Origin of the sequence: Mycobacterium sp. JS623 (genome assembly GCF_000328565.1) — a bacterium.
Classification (GTDB): Bacteria; Actinomycetota; Actinomycetes; order Mycobacteriales; family Mycobacteriaceae; genus Mycobacterium.
This window is the reverse complement of the sequence record NC_019966.1, coordinates 6,131,757-6,148,339: the sequence shown is the minus strand read 5'-3', so window position 1 is coordinate 6,148,339 and position 16,583 is coordinate 6,131,757. Positions and strand designations below refer to the sequence as shown.

Sequence of the window (16,583 nt, the reverse complement as noted above, 5' to 3'; positions counted from 1 at the left end):
GTAGCTCCGCTACCGAGCATTTTGTCGTTGACTCCGGCCTATCGCTCCCAAGCGGCTCCGCTCATGGACACCCGGGCGCGGAAGACCTTGCGATATGCGAGTTACGTCGGACGCGTCGGTGCGCTGGCGGTCGCACTGGGGGTGGGCGTCGCGGTGACCAATGGTCACGGCGTGGCGTTCGCCACCACAGATGACGGCTCCGCAGGGACCGGTACCTCCGAGTCAGGCTCCACAGAAGCGACATCTGGCACGCCCGACACCGCCAACGGCGCCCCCAGCCAGCCGACGACTGGCGCCACGCTGAGCCCGCCTGCTGCCAACACGAGCCTGCAGGACGCGTCGGTGGGCGACACGAAGCCGACGCCGACCGGAGTGGTCTCCACATCGGCGCCGCCGACGGGTGCGAATGCGCCGACCTCGTCGTACGGCCCCAACGCGTCAAACCAGCCGGTGTCCACGGCCGAACCGGAGCCATCCGATGGGGGCCACCTCAGTCCCGGACTGACGACACCTCCCACCACCAACGCCACAGCCGCGCCGCCTGCCGCGCGGAATTCTGGTTCGTCGGTCCGAGAGGCGACGACCGCCACCGCGCCTTCGCCGGCGCATTCGATCGGCACCAACGCAGGGACAGTCGCGCCAGTAGCGACATCGACCCTCTCGGTGACCGGAGGTGCTCCGCTGACTCCTACAACATTGCGGGCACCGCAATCGATAGGAGCCGTCCACTCGACTGATGGGGTTGAGGCGGTGGAGACGCAGGCTCAGGCTCCTGCAGCGATACCATCGACCACCGGCGCCCACCTCGTGTCGACGTTCGTCTCGAGCGTGCTGGCCCCGTTCGTAGCGCCGGGACCAGCGACGCCAGCCGGATCCCCGCTGCTGTTGGCGGTACTGGCGTGGGCCCGGCGCGAAGTGGAGCGGGCCCTCCCATCTGAATCGCCAACAACCGTAAGCAACCTGACCGCGAGCAGTCAGCCCATCGGCGAAGTACCCGTCACCGAATTGCCACAGTCCCCGTCGTTCGCGAGGATGGCGGCGCTGGTGACGAATACGCCGCCGGCCGCGACGGCCCCGCCAACAGTCGGCGCTCCCGATCCAGTCACCGGTGTGGTAAGCGGAAACCTGAACGTGGCGGACGCGGAGACCTCGCCGTTGATTTACACGGTGAGCGGGACACCCGCCGGGGGTACGGTGACCGTCAATTCCGCCAATGGAATCTACACCTACACGCCGACGCAGGCGGCCCGGCTGCGCGCGGGGCTGACGCCCTCCGCCGATACGGACAGTTTCACAGTGACCGCCAGTGACGGTGAGTTGTCGGTTGCGGTTCCGGTGACGGTGACGATCAGCCCGACGGTCCTCTCGGTCGGCACACCGGTGGCGGGAGGTGACGGCCCGTCGTTCGGCGCCATCAGCCCCGATGGCACGCGCGCTTATGTGGGCAACGTCAATGCGGGCACCATCTCAGTGATCAATACCGCCACCAACGCCGTGGTCGCGACCGTCCCGGTAGGTGCTAGCCCATATGGCGTGACGCTGAACACGGCGGGCACACGCGCGTATGTCGCAAACCTGGGTGCCAACAGCGTTTCGGTGATCAACACGGCCACGAACACGGTGGTGGCGACCGTGCCGGTGGGCAGCCTCCCGTCGGATGTCGCTTTGTCGGCTGATGGCGCGTGGGCCTACGTCACGAATGCAGGCTCGAACACGATCTCGGTGATCAACACCAGCACCAACACGGTTGTCGCCGCTGTCCCCGCGACGGGAACCCCGGCCAGCATTGCGGTCAGTCCGAACGGTGCCACCGCGTACGTGACCAAATTGAACGGATCGGCGGTCACCGCCTATTCGACCACCACCGGGGCGTTGTTGGCGACGATCCCCGTGGGCGCGCAGCCCTTCGGCGTGGCTTTCTCGCCGGACGGTACTCGCGCGTACGTCACCAGTCTGAACCCGGGTCGCGTCACGGTGATCGACACTGCGACCAATACCGTTGTGGGGTCTCCGATCCCAGTCGGTGCCGGGGCTTACGACGTCGCAGTCTCAGGTGACGGCAGTCTGGCGTATGTGACCAGCCAGACCGCCGGCACATTCACCGTCATCGACACCAAGACCAACACCGTCATCGGCACCCCGGTAGCGGTTGGCGGATCCCCGATCGGCGTCGTGGTCTCGCCTGACGGTGCCCACCTGTTGGTCGCGAACCAGGCTTCCGACACGGTTACCCCGATCTGGGTGGTCACCGATGCGCCGCCGACGGTTACCGGACCGCCGACAGTCGTTCTCGGTGATACCGCCATTGGTGCGGTCACCGGTGCGTTGAATGTGACCGACTCAGAACCGTTGTCGTACACCGTAACAGGCACCCCCGCGCGCGGAACGGTCACCGTCAATGCGGCTACGGGCACGTACACCTACGTCCCCACGTCGGCCGCGCGGCTGGCCGCGGGCCAAACTCCCGGAGCCGACAGCGACACCTTCACCGTCACCGTCGGCGATGGCAGCACGACGGTCGCGGTACCCGTGACAGTCCCGGTCAGGCCGGCCGCGCTGAGCGTAACCACCCCAGTCACCGTCGACGGCACACCCGCTTTCGGCGCGGTGTCCCCGGACGGATCACGGGCCTATATAACGAATTTCAACGGCACAGTGTCGGTGATCAACACCGTCACCAACACAGTGATCGCGACGGTCCCGGCCGGAACGACGCCGTTCGGCGTGGCGGTCAACCCCGCAGGCACGCGTGCCTACGTCACCAATCTGAACAGCGCGAACATCACCGTCATCAACACTGCCAACAACTCCGTGCTGGCCACCATCCCCGTAGGGAACGGGCCGGCAGGCGTGGCCGTATCGCCCGACGGCACGCGCGCTTATGTGACGAACTCCTCCAGCGGGACGGTGTCCGTCATCAACGCCACCAACAACATGGTGCTGGGCACGATACCGGTGGGCACCACGCCGGCCAACGTCAGCTTCAACACGGATGGCACCCGTGCGTACGTGACCAATTTGAACAGCAACACCGTCTCGGTGATCAACACCGCCACCAATGCAGTGGTCGCCACAGTCCCTGTGGGTAGCCAGCCGTTCGGAGTCGATGTTTCACCAGACGGTACGCGCGCCTATGTGACGAATTTCAGCGCCGACTCTGTGTCGGTGATCAACACGACGACCAATACTGTTGTGGGCCAGCCTATTCCGGTTGGCGATGCGCCGTACGGCATAGCCGTCAGTCCTGGCGGTCTGGCCTTCGTCACGAACTCGGGCAGCGACAGCGTGTCCGTCATCAACACCGCGACGAACACCGTGGCGATGACGATCCCCGTGGGCGACGGGCCCGTCGGCGTAGCGCTATCCCAGGATGGGACAAAGGCTTACGTCATCAACCAGAATGCTCGCACCGTCACCACAATCTCGTTGAACGCGCTGCCCGACAACGTCGCCCCGGGCGGGCAGGCTTCGGCGGCCGAGCCCGACACCGAGACAGGCACTCTCACGGTCACCATCACCGCAAGTGACCCGGACGGAGACGCCGTCACCATCACGCCACCCAGTCCAACGACTGGAACGCTATTGCCCACCGGCAGTGTCACCACGAATGGCGTGACGACCGCTACATACAGCTACACCCCGAATCAAGACGCGCGAGATGCGGCTGCGGCAACGCAGGGCGTCGACACGGACACGCTGACCTTCACCGTCACCGATGCTGCCGGCGCCAGCACGCCCGTGTCGGTCACGGTCACCATCGCTCCGACCGTTGACAACGGCCTGGTCGGCCAGCCAATTCTGTTGGCAGGAACGCCATCTCAAACACGGATGAGCCCTGACGGCACGCGCGTCTACGAGTACAGCCAGGTGGTCGATCCAGAGACGGGAGTGCGTTCGACGGTCGTCCAGATCATCGACACCACCTCGGGGACGCAGGTGGGCTCCTCGATCACGCGGCCGGGTTACGCGTACAACGGGGACCTGCAATTCAGCGCAGATGGCAAGCGCGCCTACTTGATCACGCGTTCGTACGACAATCAGAGCAGCTCGACGTTCACTGTGGTTGACGTGGCGACCGGCGCAGAGATCGGTACACCTGTCTCCGTCACCGGCAGTGGCTATGGCTTGACGGGGTTCAACGACGACAGAAGCCGTTACTATCTCAGTGGGTATGACAGTGCCTCGGGCACGACCGACTTCGTCATCGTGAACACCGAAACAGGCACCGTCGTCGGCGACCGCCTCGCCATCACGGGCAATGCCTACCCGCAGCTCAATGCTGACAAGTCTCGGGCCGTGTTCACCGGTTACTCGTCGGACTACCGCACGGCGACCGTCACCGTCGTTGACATGGAGACCGCGTCGATCATCGGCGGGCCCACGTCGCTGACCGCCGCAGGTAACTCTGGCTACGTCGATGTGCGAATCACCGACGACGGCAAGCGGGTACTGATGGTCGCACGTCCCGACTATTACCAGTCGTCGCTGCCGAGCGCGTTGCGCATCATCGACGCTGAGACCGGCGCCGTGCTGGCGCAAGACGTGACGGTGGACCATTCGTTCCGCCGCATCGACTTCCCCTCGTACAACGACTACAGCAAGGTCTATCTCATTTCCGATCCCGGAAACGACTACCAGGACTACACCTTCACGGTTCTCGACACGACCACGGGAGACATCGTCGGAGATGTCGTCTCCATGCAGGGTTATTACCAGGAACCAGTGTTCGATGCCGACCACTCGCGGGCATACCTCTCCAGTTACACGTACAGCCAGGAAACTGGCGAAGCCTCGACGCTGACAATTGTCGACACCCACAGCGGACTCGTCGTCGGCGAACCGATTCCCTTCGACACCGAGTTCTACGGGCTGACCCTCAGCGAGGACGGGACTCGCGCACTCATCACGCAGAACCACTACGACTATGTGAACAACCGCACCACGAGCTCACTGACCACGGTCGACACCGAAAACGGTCGTATCGTGGGCCAGCCGGTCGACGTCGACGGTTATTACTCGAACTCGCTGCAGGTCGTCAACGGATACGCCTATCTGCTCGGTGGGACCAGTACCTACTCCAACGATGACTACAGGTACCACTACACGACCGAGATGGCGGTCGTCGACATCCGGACCGGTACCCAGGTCGGGCAGCAGACGTTACTCGACGGGAGCTTGAGAAAACTCGAGTTCGTCGGCGACCGAGGATATCTCACCGCAGTGAGCAACTACGATTACTACAACGCCACCGGTTCGCTTGTGGTTATTGATGCGGAATCCGGAGTGGTGCTTGGTCAGCCGGTGGTCGTCAGCGGCAATCTGCCCTATGCGGACTATGGCCTCGACTTCAACGAAGACGGCAGCCGCTTGTTCTTCCGGGGCTACAACCGCAGCAACGACAACATCTCACTGCGCATCGTCAACACAGAAACCGGTGCGCTGGTGGGCGATTCGCTCCTCGCAGGCCACAGCTTTCAGTATGCGTACGAAAATCAGGAACAATCCCGCATATATCTCGCTGAGCAAAACCAAAGTGGCTCTCCTGCAACCACTTTCACGATCATGAACGTCGAGGACGGTACCGTCCTCGGGCGGCCCGTCCAGCTCGACGGCTACTATCAGTCTCTGCAGCGCGACTACGCCGGATACCGGTCCTACTTCATGACGCACGACGAGAGCCAGACCGTCACACGTGTGGCGGTCATCGATGAAGCGACGGGCCTTCCGGTCAACACTCCGCTGACAATCCAGGGCTACGACCGCTACGGCTACCTGCGATTCAACGACGACGGAAGCCTGGCCGCATATGCGGTCAATAGTTACCAATACGACCCCGTCCAGCAGACCAACGTCTACACCCGAAAGGCCGGCCTCATCGATGCCGAGACGGGCACGTTGATCGGTTCGCCGGTACCCGTCGCCAACTCCGACTACTACTCATCCGACGTGGTGTTCAACTCCGACGACACCCGGGTCCATTTCGTCAGCTACACCCAGATAACCGGATCCTGCGGAAATGGGTGCACCTACTACACCGCCAGGCCGAGCGGGGTGACGACGCTGGACACCCGGACCGGCGCCCTCGTCGGGCCCGCGATCACGCTTGGCGCTCTGAACAACTCCGTGGATTTCAACGACGAGGGCACCCGCGCCTACGTGACCACCAGCGACGAATCCGCCAACACCGTCGCCTTCACCGTGTACAACCTCGATACCGGCGAGGCGGCACCGACCGTCACCATCGATGCCTATCGCGGTCAGCTGAAGGAGACCAAGTGGCTGATCGACGGCAGCCGGGTCGTGCTGGTGGGTGTCTCCTACGATGCCGACGGCGGTCGGACCACCACCATGGCGCTCGTCGACACCGACACCGGGCTGGTGCTCGGCGCACCGGTCGTGCTCGGCGGGGACCCCGGCTACCAATCGCCGAACCTCAGTGCCGACGAATCGCAGATAACCCTGTCGACCTACGACTACACGGCCTCGACCAGCGTCACGCGCTCCGTGGTGATCGACACGCGAACCGGCGCGGTCTTGAACCCACTACCTGAGGGCACACTCAGCTCCGGGACCTTCCAAACACCCAATGGTAAGACCGTAACGGTCTACACCCATGTGGACGACGTGGAGAATCCCGACCGATCGACCATGGAGATGGTCTTCGTGGTCGGCGACGCGGAGCCGATCGTCGTGCACGGCTATTCCTCCGTGTACTCGTACGGATCGAGTCCATTCTCGTACAGCGCCGACGGAAACACGATGTATGTCTTCACCATCGACGGCGAGTATTACTCAGGCAACTACGATCCGGCGTCGATCAGGACCCGCTTCCTGGCCATCGATCTCACCACGGGAACCGCATTGGGTGACGGTCCCGTCGAGGTGGGCGGCATCCCGATCAGCGGGTATAACTACGGCTACGGCGCCCTCGGAAACCTCGTGATGCGCACCAAACAGATCGCCGCGGACGGCTCGGTCTCGACACGGCTGATCTTCCTCGACCGCGAAACCAGCGTATTGACGACCCTCGACGTCGAGGGAGAAGGGTATACCTCGGATTGGTACGGGGATAACTCGCTGCGCGTGCGGTACACGCCGAGTTCGGCGACCAGGGCCATTCAGGTCACTCACATCGACGGCGCAGGCGGGTCTATCACACGGCTCACGATGGTCGACCTCGTAACCGGAGACGTCGTCGGGCAACCGATCGTGCTGGCCGGCACCGAACGCGGATACACGTACAACTACCAGGACGACGGATACTACGAGTTGACCCAGACGACGGCGGCCGACGGCAGTGCCACAACGGCGCTCACTCGCATCGACTGGTCGACCGGGACGGTGAGCGGCGATCCAGTGAACATCGATGGCGCGGTGTACGGCTACACGTTCAACGAAGACCGCACCCAGATGTACGTCACCACCAAGATCACGAACGCCGACGGTTCGTTCTCCTACTTCTTCCACATCGTCCCGGTCGGCGATTCGGTCGCAGCGCAAGTGTGAGGTACTAAGCTGCGCCCATGCCGCTAGCCGAGGGCGAGGTGATCGCGGGGTACACGATCCTGCGATCCCTGGGTGTTGGCGGGATGGGCGAGGTGTATCTGGCCCAGCATCCGCGGCTGCCGCGGCGCGACGCGCTCAAGGTGCTTTCGGCGTCGGTCTGTGCGGAAAGCGAGTACCGGCAACGGTTCAACCGGGAAGCCGATATCGCTGCGACGCTGTGGCATCCGCACATCGTCGAGGTGCACGACCGGGGCGACGTCGACGGGCAGCTGTGGATCTCAATGGACTACGTCGAGGGTACCGATGCGGGACGCCTGCTCGCTGAGTGCTATCCGGACGGCATGCCGCCTCACGAAGTGGTGCGGATCGTCACTGCCGTCGCTGGCGCGCTCGACTATGCCCATCAGAAGGGCCTGCTGCATCGTGACGTGAAGCCTACCAACATTCTGATGACCAACGGCGATGCCGATGGTGCGCGGATCATGTTGGCTGACTTCGGGATTGCCCGCTGGATCGGGGAATCAAGCGCGCTGACCGGAACCAACATGACCGTGGGCACCGTCGCCTACGCCGCACCGGAGCAGCTCAAGGGCGAAGATATCGATGGCCGAGCCGACCAGTATGCGTTGGCCGCCACGGCCTTCCAATTACTCACCGGCACACCGCCATTCCAGCATTCCAACCCCGCTGTGGTGATCAGCCAGCACTTGACCGCCGCTCCGCCGAAGATCGGGACGCGACGGCCGGAGTTGGCTGACCTCGGCCCGGTTTTCGAGAAGGCGCTCGCGAAGTCGCCGCGCGACCGCTATGACAAGTGCATTGACTTCGCCCGTGCGCTGGCGCATCACATCGGCATCAACGAACAGGATCTCAGTCCTGACGCGACGAAGCTCGCAATCGCAGCGACAGGCCCGCGGCATGCCAAACGGGGGGAGACTCAATCACGGCGGCGCCTGCTCACCGGCGCTGCGGCCGCAATTGTCGTGATCGCCATTGGCGCAGTCGGTTTCGTTGTGTTCGACAGGACGCGCGACCACTCGGAAGCGGTGAAGCCGCCGCAGTCGTCAGCGCCCGCCGCGCCGGGCAATGTCACGCTGCCGGTGGTGGTGGTTGGGGCCAAGTGCGCGACGTTGGGCGCAGCAGGCATCACCGAAGGCGGCGCGCCCGCCTACTGCGCGCACCTGCCGACCACCAATGGCACGATCTGGTCGCTGTATCCGGGCGAGATCTCCAGCCCGACCGCCACGGCGGGCCCGAACGACGAGGTGTATCCGTCGGAGACGGAGGCACCGGTGTTGGTGTGCATGGAGCAGACCGGGCAGACGCATCTGGACTGTCACGACGACATTCTGCAGAGCAACGGGACGGTGACCGCGACGCCGCCGTCGTGACGACCTGATACTTGGATTGCGGCCACGGCGAATCGGCCGCAGACCGGCTAGTCGACAGATCTGATCAATGCCCGGCTCTTGGCGACAGTGTCGCTGCCCGCGACAGTCCCCGCGACTTTGTCGCGCAGAGCTGGGCACCTTCAACCATTAGGGGTCGGAGCTTCCTTGCCGGTGCCGGGCCTAGATCTCCGGCAGCTCCAGCCAGTCGTCGATCTTGAACGTGTCCCCGCGGGCGACCACCGTTGCGCCGCCATGGCCCGGATAGTGCGCGGGCACGACGGCAGCACGCCGGCGCGCCGCTTCCGTGAGTACTCTCTTGCGTGTCACGGCCGCGGCCGCGAAGTCCTCATCCCAGACACATGGATCGTTGGGCCGGTGCAGCTGGATAGGGCAGTGCGTCAAGTCGCCGACGAACACGGCCGGCTTGCCTGCGTCCAGCCATACCACCGAGGATCCCGGCGTGTGGCCCGGCGCAGGTCGCAGGCGCACCGACTCGCTCAGTTGATAATCTTCGGACCACAACTGGATCTGTTTCTCCACGGGAGAAATACTGTCCGCGAACACCGTTCGGACATGCTCCCTCAGCGACTGCTCGTCCTCGGTCTGCGGCGCGGCACGCTGGTCGGCGCTGTCGGGATGAAAGTGCCGGTAGTCGGCCTCCGGCATCAGGTAGCGCGCGTTGGGAAACGTCGGTACCCAAGCGTCGCCGTCGCGCTTGGTGTTCCAGCCGACGTGGTCGAAGTGCAGATGGGTGTTGATGACGACGTCGACGTCGCCGGGATCGACACCCGCGCCCTGCAATGACGCCAGGAAGTCGGTGTCCAGGTGGTCCAGCACTGCCATCCGGGGCCGCGTCCGGTCATTGCCGGCGCCGGTGTCGACGACAATGGTGAGTCCGTCGACCTCGAGAACCCAGATCTGTAACGCGATGCGCCAGTGGCCATTAGCCCAGAAAGTCGGCGCGAATTCGTCCGCGAGCTCATTCCACGCCTCGGTTGGGGTCTGAGGGAACACCGTCGCCGGCAGGCTGTCAACCTGCCACTCGACCACGCGGGTCAGCGCCGCGTTGCCGAGTCGAATCCGGTCTGCCACTTAGGGTCCGATGCGGATCTTGCCGGGCTTCCACAGCCCACTATGGGTGGCGGTGCCGAATTGGAGTTGCGCTGGCTCGGCATCCACTATGGTGTCAAACTTGCGCAGCGAGCCCCAATCCCGACCCCAGTCGTTCGACAGGTACGTCGCCATCACGTGCGCGCGCAACAACAGGTCGGTGATGCCGAGCAGGCCGCCGTTGAGGCCGTCCTCCCACGTGTCGGTGTCTTTGCGCTTGGCGTTGTAGTCGGGCGTGATGCGGAACTTCGGAATCTCCGTAACGCCGTTGGCGTGCAGCATCGGCTGCTGGCACGGGAAGGCAAGGCCCACAGCCCAGTCCATGAGCACGGGCTGCTTCGAGCCGACGTACTCCTGCACCGACCGCAGCTCGGGCACCCGCGGCGGGGTGACCGCGATCCAGTCGCCCGGTGTCAGCGAGCGGTCCTCTGCCACCACCCGTACCGCCACGGCGTCGGCGGGAATCTGCTCGCGCGGGAAGCGCAGGTTGCGCCACGACGGGATCGGCCCGAGGTCGTAAGGCACCAGCCTGCCCGCGGGGACGGGTGCGCCATCCGGGCCGGGCCGCGCATATTCCAATTCGACCATCTGGGCGTCGGTCCGCCCGTTGAACACACTGACGCCGCTGATAGTGCCCGCCGCGGTGATGACCACGAGCGGATGTGCGTCGTCGCGCGCAGGTAGCTGATACCACGCCGAGGCGAGCCGGCTCTGCTGCTGGGCCCCCTCGACATACGTGCCCGCCAGCGGAACCCGCGCGGGGTCAAGGCCGAACGGCAGCGGCACAGTGGACCCGTTTATGCCGGGAGCCTTCAGCTTGATTGGCTGATCCCAATCGTAGTCAGTACCCGGCTGTGGCAAGTTCTGCCGAATCGTCTCTGCCACAATCTTTTCCGGCACGCCGTCGGGGACGAAGCCGACAGGCTTGTCGCCGCCCAGCGGCCCCAACGGACCGTAATTGCCGGGCAGCGGCGTCAGGAAGCCATCGTTGGCGTTCGGTTCGACGAGCACATCGTCGGCCAGTCCGCAGCCACCCGTGAAGGAGCGCAGGTTCGCCCATGCATTGGAGTAGGTCGGATACTGCCGCACGATGCCAATGGCCTGCGACGCGACGAAGACCACCACCATGAAGCCTGCTGCGAGCGGAATGGGTGCGGCGGTGAGCGCACGCGCGATGCGGCCCTCGCCGTGGTCACGCGATGCGAAATGCAACCAGGCCGCGTAGATCGCGGTGATCGCAAACAATATGAAGAACAGGAAACTGACTGTGACGCCGGCGATCTTCGGCGTCGCGTTGTTGAACGGCACGCCGTAGCTCGACACGTACCACCAGCCATTGGTGGTGGCGAAGCACAACGCCAGCATGAAGAACACCGCGGCGAGGAACGCCATCCGGTTGCGCGACCATCGCATCACGGCAGGGGACACAAGTACCGTCGCCACCGCCGCCATCGCCGCGCCCACCGCGGCGAACAGGCCGAAGTGGTGCACCCACTTCGTCGGTGTGAACATCAAGAAGAACATGGTGCCGAAAATGATGCCCATCAATCGCCACACCGGCCCGCGCGCCACGCCGGGAACACGCTTGCGCCGCAACATCACGAACATCGCCGTGAACAGCGACAGCGCAGTGAAGAAGAAACCGAACCGCCGCGACAGCGAGCCGTCGACCGTCGGCAGGAACAGGTAGTAGTACCGCAGGTTTTCGGTGTACCACGCCTGGCTGGGTCCGATCGCGGTGCGAATCCTGGTGGCTTCCAACACCGTTGCCAACGTTTGATCCGCGAACACCACCGCCAGTACCACCGTGCCTGCCGCCAGCAGCGGCGCGACCAGCGGCCAGGTGCCGACGATGCGATGACGTTTGACCAGGATTCGCAAAATCGGTCTGCCGCCTGCCAACAGCGCGGCGACCGCGATCAGACCCGTCGGCTGGATGCCCAGTGTGAACGCGGCGGTGAGGATCGCCAGCGCCGCTGGCGTCATGCGGCTGGAGATGATTGCGCGCTCGATCAGCACGTAGGTGATCAGCGCGCCGGTGGCGATCTGGCCTTCGGGACGCAGGCCGTTGTTGAACGGCATCCAGGCCCCCAGCAGCACCAGGCCAGCTGCCCACACCGCCGGCTTGCTCGCCGCGACCGCCGGACCGAGCCGGGGCAGCACCTCACGGGAAAGCAAGAGCCAGCACACGATCCCGCACACCAGGTCGGGCAGTCGGATCCAGATGCTGGCGTCGCTGACGCCGGTCATCACCGCCAGCAGGTTGTAGTACCAACCAAACGGGTCTTCGGGACTGCCGAACCAGCGGAAGTAGTTCGACATGTAGCCGGCGTGCCCGGCGACGCGGGCCATCTGCAAGATGTAGCCGTCGTCCGACGAGTTGGCGCCCATCACGTGCCAAACGACGAAGCCGCCGATCACCACGACGTCGGTCGCTGAGAACGTGCGCCAGCGTTCGGGCAGCCACCGCTGCATCCGCCGGCCATCGAGCCTGTCGAGCCGCCACAGCGCGACCAGGGCCACGATCGTCGAGATGATCGCCAGCAGCATTGCGGCGAGCTTCAAAGTCGTTGGCTTGGTGGAGAACCGGGTGTCGATGACGGCCGACGCGCTCAATCCTGGCGGTGCTGGCCCGGTCATGTCGGTGAAGATGCCGACGATCGACGGTCGCAGGTTCGGGTCGACGAAGCCGGTCCGCTGCTCCTTACCCGTCGTGGGGTCGGTCAGGCCGACGAACGTGGCGAAGGTGCCTGCCTCCGACGACGTGATCTCGATCCGTTGACACTCTGGCGCTGTCACTCGCACTCTTGGCACGCTGGCCACCACCACGTTGCGGTCGGTGATGTCGACGCGGTCCTTGTTGACGTTGACGAACAGCGACTGCAGGGCGGCCTGCTTTCCGTCCTTCGGCGCTGTGCCCAGCACCATGCCGCCAGCGGGCGGCAGCGCGCGGATGACATCGCAGGGCACCGTCACCGTCATGGTCACCGGCACCTGCGAAATGAGCGGCGCCGTAACATTATTGAGCTGAGCACCCTGCGGCCAGTTCAGCGTCGCGGTGGTTTGTACCACCGGCAGCAGCGGTGTGGCGACTGAGAGAATGAAGCCGATCAGGCCCGCGATCGTCGCCGTCCAGCGCGCGACCTTCACGTCGCTCATTGCTCGACTCCGGCTCGGTCCGGTCCTCGCTCCTTCGTCGCTGCGATCCTCACTCGCCTGCGTCTCGCGGCTCATTGCTCGACTCCGGCTCGGTCCGGTCCTCGCTCCTTCGTCGCTGCGATCCTCACTCGCCTGCGTCCCGCGGCTCATGGCAGCGCCCTGATCGGTCCGTTGCGGCTCCACCCGAACACGCGAGCGGCGCCCTGATCGATCACCGCGTTGGGGGCTGCCGACGCCGGAACGACGCGGTTGTAGCGCTCGATCCAACCCCAGTCGCGATACCAGTCGTCGCGCAGATAAGTCGGCACCGTGCTGGTACCGAGCAGCGACTGGATGAACAGGAACGGACCGCCACCCTCGGCAGACTGCCACTGCTTCGACGACACCACCACTTGCTTGAAGTTCGGCAGGATGCGGTACTCCGGAAGTTCGGCAACGCCAAGGTGTTCGGAGAACGGGCGCTGGCAGGGGAAGTTCGCCGCAGTGGCGATGTCCATCAACACAGGGGTGTGCGAGCCGAGCAGCTGTTGTGCGGTCTCCAGGACCGGCACCCGCGGCGGCGTGAACGCGAACCACTGATCGGTGGACAAGTTCGGGTCGTTGGCGACGATGCGCGCGACGTTGGCCTCCGGCGGCGCCCACGCCAGCGGGAAACGCAGGTTGCGCCAAGCCTTCTGGGGGAAGATGTCGATCGGCTGCACCTGACCGAGCGCCTGGTAGCTGCCGTCGGGCCGGTGCACCCCCCACTCGAGTTTCAGCGATTGGCCGTAGTTGAAGGAGCCGTCCTCTTCGTAGTACCAGATCGCGCCCGCGGCGGCGACGGTCACCAGCGGACGATCGGGCGTGCGCGGCGGCAGTTGGTACCACGCCGAAGTGACCTTGGCCGCAACGGTGTTCTCGTTGTAGCTGCCCATCACCGGCGTGCGCTTGGGATCGAGACCGAATGGCAGGAAGGCATTGGATCCGTTGACACCGACGGGCCCGTAGCCGCCGCCGGTACCCGCCGCATACCCGATGCCGATGTTGGGCTCATTCGGCGAGCCGGGGGAGTTCACCGTGCCGGGGTTGGCAGTGACAGGCTCGGCGGGCTCGAGGACGTCACTGACGCCGGTGGGCGTGAACCCGACCGGGCTCTCGCCGCCGAGCGGTCCGTACTGGCCGACGCGCTGCCCCGGAACTGGTTGCAGCAGACCGGCATTCGCGTCGGGTTCGACGAGGACGTCGTCGGCCATCGCGCAGCTAGGATCGGATGCCCTTGACACAAACCCAGTCAAAGCGTTCACGTTCGCCTTGGCCGTCGTGTAGATGGGGTATCGCTGCGCGGCGCCCTTGGCCATGGAGCCGACTTCGAGCACGACCATGATGACCGCCACCACGAGTAGCGGCGTCGATGCCAGTACCCGGTTGCGGCGGGTGTTGGCGACCTCGGTGTGTCCGGTGTAGTCCATCCGGAAGTGCAGCCAGCCGGCAAGCAGGCCGGTCACGATCGCCAACGCCAGGAAGATGCCCGTCACCGGAATCCCAACAATGACCGGCTGCTTGTCGAACCACGGCACCCCGTAGTTGCCGACGTAGAACCAGCCGTTGATACCCGATGTCGCCCAAGCCAATACGAACAACAACGCGGTCACATACAACGCCAGGTTTCGGCGGCTGTGCAGCCCCACACGGGTGAACGCGAATGCCGCCACCCCGCCCAGCGCGCCGGCCAGGCCCGCGAACGCACCGAACTGCACCGCCCATTTCGTCGGCGTGAACGTCAGCAGCAGTAGACCCACCGCCGTCGCGCCGATCAACCGCCACACCGGCCCGCGCGCCATGCCGGGCACACCGCCACGGCGCAACAGCACCGCCAGCATCCCGAACAAACAGACCAAGAGCACCAGCACGGCGAAGCGGCGGGTCAGCGAGGAGTCGGCGCTGTCCTCGACGGTCAGGAAGTAGTAGCGCAGGAAGTCCTGGTACCACGGAATCGTCGGGCCGACTTTGTATTTGATGCGCGCGGATTCCGCGACCGTCGCCAGCGTCTGGTCGCGGAAGACGACGACGAAGATCAGTGCGAGCGAAGCGGCAAGCGGCGCCACCTGCGCCAGCATCCCGTCGATCCCACGTCTGCTGCGGACCACTCCGGCGACCGCCCGCGCCCCGACCAGAAGCGGTGCGAGCGCGATCAGGCCCTGCGGCGCCAGCGTCACGCTGAAGACCGCGACGATGATCGCAACAGCCGCCGGCCACAACCGCCGGGTGGCGATGGTGTTCTCGATCAGCACCCACGCCACGAGCGCGCCGAACGCGATCAGCGGCTCGGGCCGCAGGCCGTTGTTGAACGGCAACCACGCCGCCAGGAACACCGCGCCCGCGGTCCAGACCGCGACCCGGTTGTTGGCCAGCCGCCGGCCGACGCGCGGAAGGACACAGCGACTGATGATCAGCCAAGTCCCGATGGCCGCCGCAGTGGCGGGCAGTCGCATCCACACGCTCGCCGTGCTGATCGCGGCCATGTGAGCGAGCACCGACTGATACCAATCGAACGGCGCCTCGGTCGCGCCGAAGAAGCGGTAGTAGTTGGCGGCGTAGCCGGCGTCGGCGGACACCCGCGCGATGGTCAGGTTGTAGCCGTCGTCGGACGATGTCGCCCCGATCAGGTGCCAGAGCAACAGGGTGCCGACGACGCCGATATCGACGATCCACGTCGACAGGCTGGTCCGCCAGAGGCGCAGCCACCTGACTCGTCGACCGGACCGCCGGTCGAGCACCGCCAGCGCCACGATCGAGGCGATTACGCAGATGACGCCGAGCACCATCACCCCGAGCTTCAACGCCGTCGGCGAGGTAATGAAACGGGTGTCGACGTCGATGCGGGCGGACAACCCCGGCTGAGCCGCCACCTTGAGATCGGTGAACACCCCGGTCACCTGGGGCTTCTTCTCCGCGGCCAGCGTGCCGGTGGCACCGGGGATGCCGATGAAGTCGGCGCCGAGGCCGCCGGGGTTGGACCAGACGTGCAAGGTGCTGCAGGCGCCGGACGCCACCGCGGTCCTCGGCGCCACGGCGGCCACCGAGTCACGAAAAGCGACGACGACCGAGTCGGCGTTGGCCGTCACGAACAGCCCGTTGCGGGTGGCCTGGATGCCGCCAGGCGGGTTGGTGGACAGCACCACGCCGCCCGCTGCGGGCATCGACGCGATGGTCCGGCAGGGTATCGAGACGTCGAGGGCCTGCGGCGCGCCCGAGACCAGCGGCGCGGTGATGTCGGTGACCAGTCCGTCGGGGCCGGGTGCCTGCGGCCAAGCGATGGTCGCGGTGGTCTGCGTGACGGGCAGCAGCGGCACCAGTCCGCACAACACGACGCCCGCCACGCCCGCGATGACAGCGATCAGCCGGGCGATGCGGTGGGCAGGCACGAGGCTCGATGGT

General features: G+C 65.3%; 6 protein-coding genes. 2 read left to right on the top strand and 4 right to left on the bottom strand.

Features of this window, described 5'->3' with window-relative positions; genetic code table 11:
* Window positions 1–164 precede the first annotated feature (164 nt).
* Window positions 165–620 carry a hypothetical protein gene (locus tag MYCSM_RS37915; protein WP_041312849.1) on the bottom strand — a complete coding sequence of 152 codons (456 nt, stop codon included), beginning with the start codon at window positions 618–620 and terminating at the stop codon, window positions 165–167.
* Window positions 621–750: 130 nt separating this feature from the next.
* On the opposite strand from MYCSM_RS37915, the gene MYCSM_RS29855 reads away from it, so the two are divergent.
* On the top strand, window positions 751–7,506 hold the full coding sequence (locus tag MYCSM_RS29855; RefSeq protein ID WP_041312848.1) for an Ig-like domain-containing protein: 6,756 nt from the start codon (window positions 751–753) through the stop codon (window positions 7,504–7,506).
* Between the two features lie 17 nt (window positions 7,507–7,523).
* Window positions 7,524–8,897: a serine/threonine-protein kinase gene (locus MYCSM_RS29850; RefSeq protein ID WP_015309912.1), complete on the top strand. Its 1,374-nt coding sequence runs from the start codon at window positions 7,524–7,526 to the stop codon at window positions 8,895–8,897.
* 180 nt (window positions 8,898–9,077) lie between these two features.
* On the opposite strand, the gene MYCSM_RS29845 is transcribed toward MYCSM_RS29850, so the two are convergent.
* From MYCSM_RS29845 to MYCSM_RS29835, 3 genes are all read right to left on the bottom strand, one after another.
* Complete coding sequence (locus MYCSM_RS29845) at window positions 9,078–9,989, bottom strand: MBL fold metallo-hydrolase (protein WP_015309911.1); 912 nt, start codon at window positions 9,987–9,989, stop codon at window positions 9,078–9,080.
* Window positions 9,990–13,166, bottom strand: a complete 3,177-nt coding sequence (locus MYCSM_RS29840) for an arabinosyltransferase domain-containing protein (RefSeq protein WP_015309910.1) — start codon at window positions 13,164–13,166, stop codon at window positions 9,990–9,992.
* Window positions 13,167–13,312: 146 nt separating this feature from the next.
* Window positions 13,313–16,570, bottom strand: a complete 3,258-nt coding sequence (locus tag MYCSM_RS29835) for an arabinosyltransferase domain-containing protein (protein WP_015309909.1) — start codon at window positions 16,568–16,570, stop codon at window positions 13,313–13,315.
* Window positions 16,571–16,583: the final 13 nt, after the last annotated feature.

Bases quoted from the DNA above. Each gene is read 5' to 3' on its own strand.
- MYCSM_RS29850 (WP_015309912.1), top strand. From the start codon at position 7,524: ATGCCGCTAGCCGAGGGCGAGGTGATCGCGGGGTACACGATCCTGCGA.
- MYCSM_RS29840 (WP_015309910.1), bottom strand. From the start codon at position 13,166: ATGAGCGACGTGAAGGTCGCGCGCTGGACGGCGACGATCGCGGGCCTG.